A 13,628-nucleotide genomic window follows, 5' to 3' on the forward strand; every position below is an offset into this window, starting at 1 on the left:
CATCACCCACTCGCCCGTCCGGACCGCCGATGTCGCGCTCTATCCTGCCCCCGCTGTGCATCGCCCTGCTGCTCGGCGCCAGTGCCGTTCGCGGCGCGGAACCCGCGGCCGCGCCCGCCGCGCCGGCCGAGCGCGCGCCCCTGGAAGAACGCAGCCAGGACGAGGCCATCGCCCTTCAACGGCAATTGCCGACGGCAGAGCAGCAGCAGCTGGAGGCCGTCGGCGAGCGCTTCCTCGCGCTCTGGAAGCCGGCCAACAGCGCCACCCCGAGCGGCCTGGTGATCCTCCTGCCCGGCGAGGGCGAGCACCCCGACTGGCCGCGGGTGATCGGTCCGTTGCGCAGCAAGCTGGCCGACGCCGGCTGGCACACCCTCAGCCTGAGCCTGCCCGATCCGCTCGGCGACCCGTTGCCGGCGCGCGCGCCCGAGGCCACCGAACCGGCGAAGAAAGACGACGCGGCAAAAACCGACCCGCCGCCCGCCACCGGGGAAACGCCGCCGGCGGCCTCCGCGGAGGATCAGCGCAAGGCACACGGCGAGCGGGTCATGGCCCGCATCCAGGCGGCGCTGGACTTCGCCGCCGACAAGCAGGCGAAGACGGTCGTCCTCCTCGGGCACGGCAGCGGCGCCTGGTGGGCGGCGAGTTTCCTGGCCGAACGCAAGCCGGCGCAGATCCATCAACTGCTGATGGTGGAAGCCTCGGTCCCGGCCGGCTATGCACCGCCGCTGGACGAGCTGGTGCCGCCGCTCAAGCTCGCCACCGGCGACTTCTATTACAAGGACCGCAACGCCGACGCCGCCCTCGCGCGGCTGCAGGCCAGCAAGCGCCTGCAGCATCCGGCCTACGCGCTGATCGGCCTGGACGCCCTGCCGGCCAACCCCGACGCCGAGCAGGAACAGCTCGCCCGGCGCGTCCGCGGCTGGCTGACGCGCAATGTCGGGGAAGCCAAGAAGTGAGGCGTGCGTTCTGATGGGTGCGCATGGCGCACCCCAACGCCAAGTAGCGCGACGCCGTAGGGTGCGCCGCGTCCTCCCTATCACGACAGTCGATATGCGACGCTCCGGCAACGACTGAGCGGTAGGGTGCGCCGCGCGCACCGTGACGCACACACCGAAGCAGCGCGAAACTCGCCTAACGAAGTCCCTGCCGCTCGCGCACCAGCGCATAGGCCGCATGCAACTCGCGGGTCTTTTCCGTGGCCTGGCGAACCTGAGCCTCACTGGCGCCGCCACCGGCCAGCTTGTCCGGGTGATGCTGGCTGAGCAGCCGGCGGTAGGCGCGCTTGATCACCGCCAGGTCGCTGTCGGCGGGAATGCCGAGCAGCTTCAGGGCGCTTTCGTAGGTGTTCAACGTTCGCGGCGAAACGCCACCAGATGCACGCTTCTTGCGCGGCGGCTGCAGGTCCTCCACCTCGGCGGCGGACAACCCGAGCCAGCGCCCCCAGAGCAGGATCAGCTCGCGTTCGCGCTCACCGAGCTTGCCGTCGGCCAGCGCCATGCGCCAGCAGGCGCGCAGCAGCTCGCGCACCCGTTCCTGGTCGGTGCGCAGGCGCATCAGCGGTTTGCGCAGGCCCAGCTCGTCGCGCTTGCCCCGCGAGAACGCGGCGATCGCCCGTTTCAAGGCGGCGGCGTCCAGCCCCAGCCGGCGCATCTCCGCCCGCGCCTGCTCGATGTGCACTTCGAGCACGCGGCCCTCGCTCTTCGCCAGCCGCCCGAGCAGGACGAACAGCAGTTCCTCGAGTGGCAGCGCCGCGCCGCCGAGAAGCTCGCGCAGGCCGGCCCAGGAGTCGATCTTCAGGCGCCGGTCCAGCACCTGGCCGAGGACCGCGCCGAGCAGCGCGCCCGGAATGCTCGCCACCGCCCAGCCGACGCCGGCGCCCAGAAAGGTGATCGGCCAGAAGAACACCTCAGCCCCGCGCCGCGAGCAGACGCTCGACATCGGCCAGGCGCTCGTGGGTGCCGACGTCGACCCAGGCTCCGGCGTGACGCTCGCCCGTGACCAGCCCCTCGCGCAGCGCCTGGCGCAGCAACGGCGCCAGCTTGAAGGCACCGTCCTCGCAACCGAGGAACAGCTGCGGATCGATCACCGCGATGCCGCTGTAGGTCAGGTTCTCGCCCTCCTGCGCGTCGCCGACCAGGCCGTCGTGCAGGCTGAAATCGCCCTGCGGATGGTGCGCCGGGTTGTCCACCAGAAGCAGGTGGGCCAGGCCGTCGAGAGGCTTGCGCAAGGCGGCGAAATCGAAGTCGCCCCAGACGTCGCCGTTGACCAGCAGGAAGGGTTGATCGCCCAGCAGGGGCAGCGCGCGGAAGATGCCGCCACCGGTTTCCAGCGGCTCGCCCTCGGCGGAATAACGGATCGTCACGCCGAAGCGCGCGCCGTCGCCGAGGTAGTCCTCGATCTGCTCGCCGAGCCAGGCATGGTTGATCACCAGTTCGCGGAAACCGGCAGCCGCCAACGCGCGTACGTGGTACTCGATCAGCGGCACGCCGCCGGCACGCACCAGCGGCTTGGGCGTGTGCAGGGTCAGCGGACGCAATCGCTCGCCCTTGCCGGCGGCGAGGATCATCGCCCTCATCGGCGCTTCTCCGGGTTCGGCAGGCTGGCGATCAGTTCGCCGAGTTCGGCCAGTTCCGGTCGCCGTGCGACCACCGCCTCGATGTAGCGGAAGAAGCGCGGCACGTCGCCGAGGTAGCGCGGCTTGCCGTCGCGGTGGCAGATGCGCGCGAAGATGCCGATCACCTTGAGGTGACGCTGCACGCCCATTAGGTCGCTGGCGCGGAGGAAGTCGTCCAGCTCGGCCTGCACCGGGATGCCGGCGGCGCGGGCGCGCTGCCAGTAGTCCTCCAGCCAGCCGCGCACACGTGCCTCCGGCCAGCTGAGGAAGGCGTCCTTGAACAGGCAGGTGATGTCGTAGGTGACCGGGCCATAGACGGCGTCCTGGAAATCCAGCACGCCGGGATTGGGCGTGCTGAGCATCAGGTTGCGCGGCATGAAATCGCGGTGCACCAGCACCTTCGGCTGCGCCAGGGCACTGTCGATCAGCAACGCGCTGATGCGCTGCCAGGCCGCCAGGCGCTCGCCGTCCAGGGACACGCCCAGCTCGTGCTGCAGGTACCAGTCGGGGAAGAGCTGTAGCTCGCGGCGCAGCAAGGCGTCGTCGTACTGCGCCAGATCGCCGTCCAGGGGCAGCCGCTGGAACGCCAGCAGGGCCTGCAGGGCATCCTCGAACAGCGCGTCGGCGTTGTCCGGGGCGATCACCTCGAGGTAGGTCTGCCGGCCGAGATCGTCGAGCAGCAGGAAGCCGCGCTCGAGGTCGGCAGCGAGAATCTTCGGCACGTGAACACCGGCTCCGGCGAGCATTTGCGCCATCCGTACGAAGGGCCGGCAGTCTTCCTGCGGCGGCGGAGCGTCCATCAGGATCAGGCTGCGACCCTCGCTTTCCCAGCGAAAGTAACGCCGAAAACTGGCGTCGCTGCTGGCGGGCGTTAGCCGTCCTCCTGCCGGAGCAGCCCAGCCCAGAGAGGCGCAGGCCTCGGGAAGGCACTGATCCAGCCAGGCGCTTATTTGTTGCAGACGTACATCTTCATCGGGCATTGCAGGGCTCTCCGACGGCGCTAGCCGTTGCGCGGGTCATGCTTTATTATCCAGCATCTTTTTCAGCCCATCGAGAGGCGTGCGGCCCCCCGCGGCCGATGGCGCGCAGGAAGCCTGGATTAATAAGATGGCAGTAAAGTCCCCCGCGTTTCGCAAGAAGTTTCCTCTGTTGGTGTCCGCAAGCCTGTTGGCCCTGCAGCCCGTCGCTACCCAATACGTTGTCGCCGCCGAGCAATACGATTGCCAGGCTTCCGCCGGTAGTTGGGCCTGCGCACCGAAAAGCGAGCCGGCGAACCTGCCTCCACGCCCGGTGCACAGCAACTCGGCGGTCAGCTCCACCGTCGGCACCACGGCCGCCGAGCCCGCGACGGCCGCCGCGGCGCAACCCGCAGGCACCCGCCTGGTAACGGAGAACAAGGGCAAGGCCCTGACGGCACGCAGTGCGGACTACAGCCATATCGACTGGGTCCCGCGCGAAAAGCTCACGCCTGCCCAGTTGGCCGAAGCCGGTCCTTACTGCGCCGGCGCCTATGTCGAGCCGCTGCGCCCGGGCATGGATGACAAGACGCCACTGAGCGAAGCGCCGATGTTCGTTTCCGCCAAGGCCTCTCGCTACGAGCAGACCGAACAGGTCGCGACCCTCGCTGGCGATGTCGTGCTGCGCCAGAGCCATCTGCAGGTCGAGGCCGACGAAGCCAATCTGCACCAGCTGGAAAACAAGGGTGAACTGGTCGGCAACGTCCGCTTGCGCGACAACGGTGCCCTGGTGGTCGGCGATCGCGCCGAGCTGCAGCTGGACAACGGCGAAGCCAAGATCGAGAACGCCGAGTACGTGCTGCACAAGTCGCACATCCGCGGCAGCGCGCAGTACGCCAAGCGTGAAGAGACCGCGATCATCCGCCTGAAGGACGGTACCTACACCCGCTGCGAACCGGGCGAGAACACCTGGTACCTGAAGGGCAACAACATCACCCTGAACCCGGCATCCGGTTTCGGCACGGCGACCAACGTGACCCTGCGGGTGAAAGACCTGCCGGTGTTCTACACGCCGTACATCCAGTTCCCGATCGACGACCGTCGCCAGTCCGGCTTCCTCCAGCCGAGCATCAGCAATTCCAGCGACACCGGTTTCTCGCTGCTCACGCCGTACTACTTCAACCTGGCGCCGAACTACGACGCCACGCTCTATCCGACCCTGATGACCAAGCGCGGTCTGCAGATGGAAGGCGAGGTCCGCTACCTGACCAAGAGCACCGAGGGCCAGGTCGGCGCCTCCTTCCTCAACGACGAGGAGGACCAGCGCAAGAACCAGTCGGAATACGAAGACACCCGCTGGATGTACAGCTGGCAGCACAAGGGCGGCCTGGATACTCGCCTGCTGAGCGAAGTCGATTACACCGAGATCAGCGATCCCTACTACTTCCAGGATCTGGAAACCCAGCTGGGCATCAACACCGGCGACTACCTCGACAAGCGTGGCACCCTGACCTGGCGCGGCGACAGCTACACCGCCCGCCTCAACGTGCAGGGCTACGAGCGCGCGACCGTCACCGACATCACCCCGTACGAGCGTCTGCCGCAACTCACCCTGAACGGCACCCTGCCGTTCCAGCCGGCGGGCCTGAACTTCTCGTACAACACCGAAATCGTCCGTTTCGACCGCGATCTGCGTAGCGGTTTCTTCACCAACCGCGACAACCAGCTCGAATCCTGGTACGACAACAACCTGACCGGACTGGCGCGCGCCGACGGCAACCGCCTCCACGTCGAGCCGGGCGTAAGCCTGCCGCTCAACTGGTCCTTCGGTTACCTCAAGCCGTCGGTCAAGTACGCCTACACCAGATACGATCTTGATCTGGACTCCAGGGGACAGGACCCAGCTTTCAACGGCGTAACAAATTTCAACGACTCACCTAGCCGCAGCGTACCGATCTACAGCGTCGACAGCGGCCTGTACTTCGACCGCAACACCCAGCTGTTCGGCAACTCCTACCGCCAGACTCTGGAACCGCGCCTGTTCTACCTCTACGTACCCGAGGAAGACCAGACCGACATTCCGGTGTTCGACACCAGCGAAAGCACCTTCAACTATGCCTCGCTGTTCCGCGAAAACCGCTTTTCCGGCAGCGACCGCATCGGCGACGCCAACCAGCTGTCCCTCGGCGTGACCAACCGCTGGATCGAGCCGAACGGTTTCGAGCGGCAGCGTTTCAGCATCGGCCAGGCGATCTACTTCGAGGATCGCAAGGTACAGATGCCGGGCATCGACTACCGCGACCGCAACGAATCGCAGTCCTCGGTATCGCCCTACGCGCTGGAGTACATGTATCGCTTCAACCGCGACTGGCGCCTGACCTCGGACTTCAACTGGGACCCGGACTCGCGTGAAACCCGCTCCGGCAGCGCGATGTTCCACTACCAGCCCGAAGACAACCCGAATAAGGTGATCAACGCCGGCTACCGCTACCGCGCCGACACCGTGCGCTTCGACCAGGCCTCGGGTACCTGGGACTACTCGCAGGATTTCGGAACTCCTACTCTGCAAGATGGCTCGCCGAACCCGAACTACATCAAGGACTACTACAAGATCAGCCAGCATGACTTCTCGACCATCTGGCCGATCGTCCCGCAGTGGAGTGTCATCGCGCGCTGGCAGTACGACTACAACCGCAACCGTACGCTGGAGGCATTCGGCGGCTTCGAATACGACAGCTGCTGCTGGAAGCTGCGTCTGGTCAATCGCTACTGGATCGACTACGACGAAGCCAGCCTGAACCCGGACCGCAACGACGAAGCGGACCGCGGCATCTTCCTCCAGATCGTGTTCAAGGGCCTCGGTGGGGTACTTGGCAATGGTGTCGAGACTTTCCTCGACAAAGGCATCGAAGGTTATCGTGAACGTGAAGACCAAGCTTTCTGAGTGTCTGCGCCCGCTGCTGTTGGGCGCAGTGTTTGTCGGTACCCTGGCACACGCCCAGGTGCAATCGCTGGACCGCGTGGTCGCCATCGTCGACAACGACGTGATCATGAAGAGCCAGCTGGACCAGCGCGTACGGGAAGTCGAGCAGACCATCACCAAACGGGGCGGCCAGCTACCGCCCGAGAACGTGCTGGACCCGCAGGTGCTCGATCGGCTGATCATCGAGAACCTGCAGCTGCAGATGGGCGAACGCTCGGGCATCCGCATCGGCGACGACGAACTGAACGACGCGATCACCACCATCGCCCAGCGTAATGGCATGACCGTCGACCAGTTCCGCGCCGCGCTGAAGCAGGATGGCCTGTCGTTCGACGACGCCCGCGAGCAGGTCCGTCGCGAGATGATCATCAGCCGCGTGCGGCAACGTCGCGTGGCTGAGCGCATCCAGGTCACCGACCAGGAAGTGCAGAACTTCCTTGCCTCCGACATGGGCAAGATGCAGCTGTCCGAAGAGTTCCACCTGGCCAACATCCTGATTCCGGTTCCCGACGCCGCGTCGGCGGACGCCATCCAGGCCGCAGAGCGCAAGGCCCAGGATCTGCACGCGCAACTGCTCAAGGGGGCCGACTTCGCCCAGCTGTCCATCGCCCATTCCGCCAGCGAGAACGCGCTGGAAGGTGGCGACATGGGCTGGCGCAAGGCCGCCCAGCTGCCGCAGCCGTTCGACACCATGATCGGTGCGATGAACCCGGGCGAAGTCACCGAACCGCTGCGCACGCCGGGCGGTTTCATCATCCTCAAGCTGGTCGAGAAGCGCGGCGGCGACACCCAGGTTCGTGACGAAGTGCATGTCCGCCACATCCTGATCAAGCCCAGCGAAATCCGCAGCGAAGCCGAGACCCAGCGCCTCGCCGAGCGCCTCTACGAGCGCATCCGCGCCGGTGAGGATTTCGCCGAGCTGGCGAAGAACTTCTCCGAAGACCCGGGCTCCGCGCTCAACGGCGGCGACCTGAACTGGGTCGACCCCAACGCGCTGGTTCCCGAATTCCGTCAGGTGATGACGGACACGCCCAGCGGGCAGGTGTCGAAACCGTTCAAGAGCCCGTACGGCTGGCACGTGCTGGAAGTGCTCGGACGCCGCGCCACCGACAACAGCGCGCAGTTCCGCGAGCAACAGGCGATGAACGCGCTGCGCAACCGCAAGTACGACGAGGAACTGCAGGCCTGGCTGCGGCAGATCCGCGACGAGGCTTACGTGGAGATCAAACTCTGAGGGGCAACCCGCAGCGTTGAGAAAGCCCGGCAGCCGCCGGGCTTTTTCGTTTTCGCGGCCCCCGGGTTTACAGTAATGCCCCTGCCACCGGAGAGTCTTCCAATGACCGTTCAACCCGTTTTTGCGCTCACCCCGGGCGAACCCGCCGGCATCGGACCGGACCTCTGCCTGCTGCTGGCCGGGCAGGCACAGCCACATCCGCTGGTGGCCATCGCCAGCCTCGCGCTGCTTGGCGAGCGTGCGCTCCAGCGCGCGCTGAACGTCGAGCTGATTCCCGTCGGGCCGGGCCAATGGCCGGAAGAAGCCGCGCCGGCCGGCAGCCTCTACGTCTGGGATACGCCGCTGCGCGCCCCGGTGACGGCGGGCCAGCTCGACGCCGCGAATGCGGCCTACGTGCTGGAAACCCTGACCCGCGCCGGCCAGGGCTGCCTGGCGGGCGACTTCGCCGGGATGATCACCGCGCCGGTGCACAAGGGCGTGATCAACGATGCCGGCATCGCGTTCTCCGGGCACACCGAGTTTCTCGCCGACCTCACCGGCACCGAGCAGGTGGTGATGATGCTGGCCACGCGCGGCCTGCGGGTGGCACTGGTGACCACTCACCTGCCGCTCAGGGATGTCGCCGATGCGATCACCGCCGAGCGCCTGACGCGCGTCACGCGCATCCTGCATGCCGACCTGCGCGACAAGTTCGGCATCGCCCGGCCGCGCATCCTCGTGTGCGGCCTCAATCCCCATGCCGGCGAAGGCGGTCATCTCGGGCGCGAGGAAATCGAGGTGATCGAACCGACCCTGGAGCAGCTGCGCGCGGAAGGGATCGACCTGATCGGCCCGCTGCCCGCCGACACGCTGTTCACGCCCAAGCACCTCGAGCGGTGCGACGCGGTACTCGCCATGTACCACGACCAGGGCCTGCCGGTGCTCAAGTACAAGGGCTTCGGCGCGGCGGTGAACGTCACCCTGGGCCTGCCGATCATCCGCACCTCGGTCGACCACGGCACCGCGCTGGACCTCGCCGGCAGCGGCCGGATCGACAGCGGCAGCCTGGCGGTCGCGCTGGAAACCGCCTACCAGATGGCTGAAGCCCGCGCCGCGCGGCGCTGAGCACGCCGTTTCCGGCTGCGGGCTGCGCCCCGGCGAATCGGCGCCCGGGGCAATGCTGCTAAACTGCGCGCCTTCGTCGTTTAGCTTCCGCTCTGGCCTGTCGCCTGCAGCCGAAGCCTGGAGCCTTTTCGCAATGTCCGAGTACCAACACCGCGCCCGCAAACGCTTCGGCCAGAACTTCCTGCACGATGCGGGGGTAATCCACCGCATTCTGCGCGGCATTCATCCCCGCGAAGGCGAGCGCCTGGTGGAGATCGGCCCCGGCCAGGGCGCCCTCACCGAGGGCCTGCTCGACAGCGGCGCGCAGCTCGACGTGATCGAGCTGGACCTCGACCTGATCCCGATCCTGCGCGAGCGCTTCGGCAGCCGGCCGAACTTCAGCCTGCACCAGGGCGACGCGCTGAAGTTCGACTTCGCCCGCCTCAGCGATCAGCCGCACAGCCTGCGCGTGGTCGGCAACCTGCCCTACAACATCTCGACGCCGCTGATCTTCCACCTGCTCGATCACGCCGGGCTGATCCGCGACATGCACTTCATGCTGCAGAAGGAGGTCGTCGAGCGCCTCGCCGCCGGCCCCGGCGGCGGCGATTGGGGCCGGCTGTCAATCATGGTGCAGTATCACTGCCGCGTGGAGCACCTGTTCAACGTCGGCCCGGGAGCCTTCAACCCGCCGCCCAAGGTCGACTCCGCCATCGTGCGCCTGGTGCCGCACGATGTCCTGCCGTTCCCGGCCAGGGATCATCGCCAGCTCGAGCGCGTGGTCCGCGACGCCTTCAACCAGCGCCGCAAGACCCTGCGCAACACGCTCAAGGGCCTGCTCGATGCCCAGGCGATCGAAGCCGCCGGCGTGGATGGCAGCCTGCGCCCGGAGCAGCTCGACCTCGCCGCCTTCGTTCGCCTCGCCGACAAGCTCTGCGAGCAGACAAGCACCGCCTAACACCCTAGACTCGCCACAGACACCTTCGAGTTCTTGCGCATGCCCGATCCGCGTTACCACATCGACGTCACGGTGATTTCGCGCTTCCTCCCCGAGCAGTCCCAGCCGGAGCAGGAGCGTTTCGCCTTCGCCTATACCGTCACCCTGAGCAATGCCGGCGAGCTGCCGGCCAAGCTCCTCTCGCGCCACTGGGTGATCACCGACGGCAACGGCAATGTGCAGGAAGTGCGCGGTTCCGGAGTCATCGGCCAGCAGCCGCGCCTGGAACCCGGACAGAGCCACACCTACAGCAGCGGCACCATGATGACCACGCGGGTCGGCAACATGCACGGCAGCTATCAGATGCTGGCCGACGATGGCACCCGCTTCGATGCACCGATCGCGCCCTTCCGCCTGGCGGTGCCCGGGGCCCTGCACTGATGGCGGTGTATGCCGTCGGCGACCTGCAAGGCTGCCTCGATCCGCTGAAATGCCTGCTCGAACGGGTGGCCTTCGACCCGCTCAAGGACCGCCTTTGGCTGGCCGGCGACCTGGTCAACCGCGGTCCGCAATCGCTGGAGACGCTGCGCTACCTGTACGTCATGCGCGACGCGCTGGTGATCGTCCTGGGCAACCACGACCTCCACCTGCTAGCGGTCGCGCACAACGTCAAGCGGCTGAAGAAGCAGGACACCCTGCGCGAAATCCTCGACGCACCCGATCGCCAGGAACTGATCGACTGGCTGCGTCGGCAAAAGCTCCTACACCACGATCCGGTGCTCGGCTTCGCCATGGTCCACGCCGGCATTCCGCCGCAATGGACGCTGAAAAAGGCGCTCAAGCGCGCGGCCGAGGTCGAGGACGTGATGCGTGATGATCGGCTCCTGCCGCTGTTCCTCGACGGCATGTATGGCAACGAGCCGGCGAAGTGGAACAGCGACCTCGAAGGCGTCGCCCGGCTGCGCACCATCACCAACTATTTCACCCGCATGCGCTTCTGCACCGCGGACGGTACGCTGGACCTGAACAGCAAGGAAAGCGCCGACAACCCGCCGCCCGGCTTCGCACCCTGGTTCAGCTTCCCGGAGCGCAAGACCCTCGGCCAGAAGCTGATCTTCGGCCACTGGGCGGCGCTCGAAGGGCGCTGCGACGAGCCGGGCCTGTTCGCCCTGGACACCGGCTGCGTATGGGGTGGCAGTCTGACGCTACTCGACCTGGGCAGCGGCCAGCGCCATCATTGCGATTGTCAGTAACCGTCAGCGAGCCTCCCATGACCGAGTTCAAACGCATTCCCCCGCAACAGGCACAGACGCTGCGCGAACAGGGCGCGGTGGTGGTCGACGTGCGCGACCCGCAGAGCTTCGCGGCCGGCCACATCAGCGGCTCGCGGCACCTGGACAACTACTCCCTGGCCGATTTCATCGCCCAGGCCGATCTCGATAAGCCCCTGATCGTCACCTGTTACCACGGCAACTCCAGCCAGGGCGCGGCCGCCTATCTGGTCAACCAGGGCTTCGCCGAGGTGTACAGCCTGGATGGCGGATTCGAGCTCTGGCGGGTCACCTACCCCGAACAAACCTCCCAGGCGCACGCCGAATAATTTTTTTTGCAATGACGCAATGCCTTGTCCCGCCTGGTCTTCCGCTGCGCGGGGAAGGAGCGCAATATGAGGACAAGCTTCAGCGTTCTTGATCATCGCGATATCGAACTATCCTTCACTGCAGGCCATCCAAATCAGGGGAAAAGCCGGCCCACCGGCTACCGGAGCGGGAGCGACCTTTTAGGTGTACTGGGGGATTGATCGGCCGACTTGTCGACTGATTGCCAGCGCCCGCAAGAGCGAGCTCGCATCGGCTCCGAGCATCGAGCGAGGTGATGTAATGAGTATATTCAGCCACTTCCAACAACGCTTCGAATCCACGCGCCAGGAGGAGCTGTCCCTCCAGGAATACCTCGACCTGTGCAAGCAGGACAAAAGCGCCTACGCCAGCGCGGCGGAACGGATGCTCATGGCCATCGGCGAACCGGAGGTGCTGGATACTTCGGTGGACTCGCGGATGTCGCGGATATTCTCCAACAAGGTCATCCGCCGCTACCCGGCATTCGCCGACTTCCACGGCATGGAAGACTGCATCGAACAGATCGTTTCCTACTTCCGTCACGCGGCCCAGGGCCTGGAAGAGAAGAAACAGATCCTCTACCTCCTCGGCCCGGTCGGCGGCGGTAAATCCTCCCTGGCGGAAAAACTCAAGCAACTGATCGAGAAGGTGCCGTTCTACGCGATCAAGGGCTCGCCGGTTTTCGAGTCACCCCTCGGCCTGTTCAACGCCACGGAGGATGGCGACATCCTCGAAGAGGACTACGGCATCCAGCGCCGCTACCTGTCCACCATCATGTCCCCCTGGGCGACCAAGCGCCTGCAGGAATTCGGCGGTGACATCAGCCAGTTCCGCGTGGTCAAGCTCTACCCCTCGATTCTCAACCAGATCGCCGTGGCCAAGACCGAGCCGGGCGATGAGAACAATCAGGACATCTCCGCGCTGGTGGGCAAGGTGGATATCCGCAAGCTGGAGGAATTCCCGCAGAACGACGCCGACGCCTACAGCTACTCGGGCGCCCTGTGCCGGGCGAACCAGGGCCTGATGGAATTCGTCGAGATGTTCAAGGCGCCGATCAAGGTGCTGCACCCGCTGCTGACTGCCACCCAGGAAGGCAACTACAACAGCACCGAGGGCCTCGGCGCGATCCCGTTCAACGGCATCCTGCTGGCACACTCCAACGAATCCGAGTGGCACACCTTCCGCAACAACAAGAACAACGAGGCGTTCATCGACCGCATCTACATCGTCAAGGTGCCGTACTGCCTGCGCGTGTCCGATGAAATCAAGATCTACGACAAACTGCTGATCAACAGCTCGCTGTCCAAGGCCCATTGCGCGCCGGACACGCTCAAGATGCTGGCGCAGTTCTCCACCCTGTCGCGCCTGAAGGAGCCTGAAAACTCCAACATCTATTCGAAGATGCGCGTCTACGACGGAGAAAACCTCAAGGACACCGATCCCAAGGCCAAGTCGATTCAGGAGTACCGCGACAGCGCGGGCGTCGACGAGGGCATGACCGGGCTGTCCACGCGCTTCGCCTTCAAGATTCTTTCCAAGGTCTTCAATTTCGACCCCAACGAAGTGGCGGCCAACCCGGTGCACCTGCTCTACGTCCTCGAACAGCAGATCGAGCAGGAACAGTTCCCCGCCGAGGTGCGCGAGCGTTACCTGCGCTACCTGAAGGAATACATGGCGCCGCGCTACATCGAGTTCATCGGCAAGGAAATCCAGACCGCCTACCTCGAGTCCTACAGCGAGTACGGGCAGAACATCTTCGACCGCTACGTGCTGTACGCGGACTTCTGGATCCAGGATCAGGAGTATCGCGACCCGGAAACCGGCGAGATCCTCAATCGCGTGGCGCTCAACGAGGAACTGGAAAAGATCGAGAAGCCCGCCGGCATCAGCAATCCGAAGGACTTCCGCAACGAGATCGTCAACTTCGTGTTGCGCGCCCGCGCCAACAACAACGGCAAGAACCCGACCTGGCTCAGCTACGAGAAACTGCGGGTGGTGATCGAGAAGAAGATGTTCTCCAACACCGAGGACCTGCTGCCCGTCATCAGTTTCAACGCCAAGGCAAGCAAGGAGGATCAGCAGAAACACAGCGATTTCGTAAGACGCATGGTCGAGCGCGGTTACACCGAGAAGCAGGTGCGCCTGCTCTCCGAGTGGTATCTGCGGGTGCGCAAATCGCAGTAACCCGCCTCAAGCCATAAG

12 protein-coding genes are annotated in these 13,628 nt (G+C 65.5%); 9 read left to right on the top strand and 3 right to left on the bottom strand.

The window, feature by feature from the left end; translation table 11 throughout:
• The first annotated feature begins 29 nt into the window (after positions 1 to 29).
• A complete protein-coding gene (locus B3E91_RS06345; RefSeq protein ID WP_287028757.1) occupies positions 30 to 956 on the top strand; it encodes an alpha/beta hydrolase family protein in 927 nt (308 codons plus the stop codon).
• Positions 957 to 1,131: 175 nt separating this feature from the next.
• Here B3E91_RS06345 and B3E91_RS06350 read toward each other — a convergent pair whose 3' ends face one another.
• From B3E91_RS06350 to B3E91_RS06360, 3 genes are read right to left on the bottom strand one after another with little or no spacing between them, the layout of a single operon-like run.
• Positions 1,132 to 1,938 carry a TerB family tellurite resistance protein gene (locus B3E91_RS06350; RefSeq protein ID WP_287028758.1) on the bottom strand — a complete coding sequence of 269 codons (807 nt, stop codon included), beginning with the start codon at positions 1,936 to 1,938 and terminating at the stop codon, positions 1,132 to 1,134.
• Entirely contained in the window at positions 1,907 to 2,575 is a 669-nt protein-coding gene (murU, locus tag B3E91_RS06355; protein ID WP_287028759.1) for an N-acetylmuramate alpha-1-phosphate uridylyltransferase MurU, read from the bottom strand. Before murU ends, B3E91_RS06350 begins: the two co-directional genes overlap by 32 nt.
• The gene (locus tag B3E91_RS06360) at positions 2,572 to 3,594 is read right to left on the bottom strand and encodes an aminoglycoside phosphotransferase family protein (protein ID WP_287028760.1); all 1,023 of its coding nucleotides are present in this window, start codon (positions 3,592 to 3,594) and stop codon (positions 2,572 to 2,574) included. The genes murU and B3E91_RS06360 overlap by 4 nt, the downstream gene beginning before the upstream one ends.
• Positions 3,595 to 3,721: 127 nt before the next feature.
• On the opposite strand from B3E91_RS06360, the gene B3E91_RS06365 reads away from it, so the two are divergent.
• From B3E91_RS06365 to B3E91_RS06400, 8 genes are all read left to right on the top strand, one after another.
• Positions 3,722 to 6,514, top strand: a complete 2,793-nt coding sequence (locus B3E91_RS06365; protein WP_287028761.1) for an LPS-assembly protein LptD — start codon at positions 3,722 to 3,724, stop codon at positions 6,512 to 6,514.
• Entirely contained in the window at positions 6,495 to 7,787 is a 1,293-nt protein-coding gene (locus B3E91_RS06370; protein ID WP_287028774.1) for a peptidylprolyl isomerase, read from the top strand. The genes B3E91_RS06365 and B3E91_RS06370 overlap by 20 nt, the downstream gene beginning before the upstream one ends.
• A 102-nt stretch (positions 7,788 to 7,889) precedes the next feature.
• Positions 7,890 to 8,891 carry a 4-hydroxythreonine-4-phosphate dehydrogenase PdxA gene (pdxA, locus tag B3E91_RS06375; protein WP_287028762.1) on the top strand — a complete coding sequence of 334 codons (1,002 nt, stop codon included), beginning with the start codon at positions 7,890 to 7,892 and terminating at the stop codon, positions 8,889 to 8,891.
• A gap of 133 nt (positions 8,892 to 9,024) precedes the next feature.
• Positions 9,025 to 9,828, top strand: a complete 804-nt coding sequence (gene rsmA / locus B3E91_RS06380; RefSeq protein WP_273234173.1) for a 16S rRNA (adenine(1518)-N(6)/adenine(1519)-N(6))-dimethyltransferase RsmA — start codon at positions 9,025 to 9,027, stop codon at positions 9,826 to 9,828.
• Between the two features lie 39 nt (positions 9,829 to 9,867).
• The gene (gene apaG, locus B3E91_RS06385) at positions 9,868 to 10,248 is read left to right on the top strand and encodes a Co2+/Mg2+ efflux protein ApaG (RefSeq protein ID WP_273234171.1); all 381 of its coding nucleotides are present in this window, start codon (positions 9,868 to 9,870) and stop codon (positions 10,246 to 10,248) included.
• Positions 10,248 to 11,060 carry a symmetrical bis(5'-nucleosyl)-tetraphosphatase gene (locus tag B3E91_RS06390; RefSeq protein WP_287028763.1) on the top strand — a complete coding sequence of 271 codons (813 nt, stop codon included), beginning with the start codon at positions 10,248 to 10,250 and terminating at the stop codon, positions 11,058 to 11,060. Before apaG ends, B3E91_RS06390 begins: the two co-directional genes overlap by 1 nt.
• A 17-nt stretch (positions 11,061 to 11,077) precedes the next feature.
• The gene (gene glpE, locus B3E91_RS06395; RefSeq protein WP_273234168.1) at positions 11,078 to 11,407 is read left to right on the top strand and encodes a thiosulfate sulfurtransferase GlpE; all 330 of its coding nucleotides are present in this window, start codon (positions 11,078 to 11,080) and stop codon (positions 11,405 to 11,407) included.
• Positions 11,408 to 11,687: 280 nt separating this feature from the next.
• A complete protein-coding gene (locus tag B3E91_RS06400) occupies positions 11,688 to 13,610 on the top strand; it encodes a PrkA family serine protein kinase (protein WP_273234167.1) in 1,923 nt (640 codons plus the stop codon).
• Positions 13,611 to 13,628 lie beyond the last annotated feature (18 nt).

Source organism: Pseudomonas sp. UBA6310 (genome assembly GCF_002438225.1).
Classification (GTDB): domain Bacteria; phylum Pseudomonadota; class Gammaproteobacteria; order Pseudomonadales; family Pseudomonadaceae; genus Pseudomonas_O; species Pseudomonas_O kuykendallii.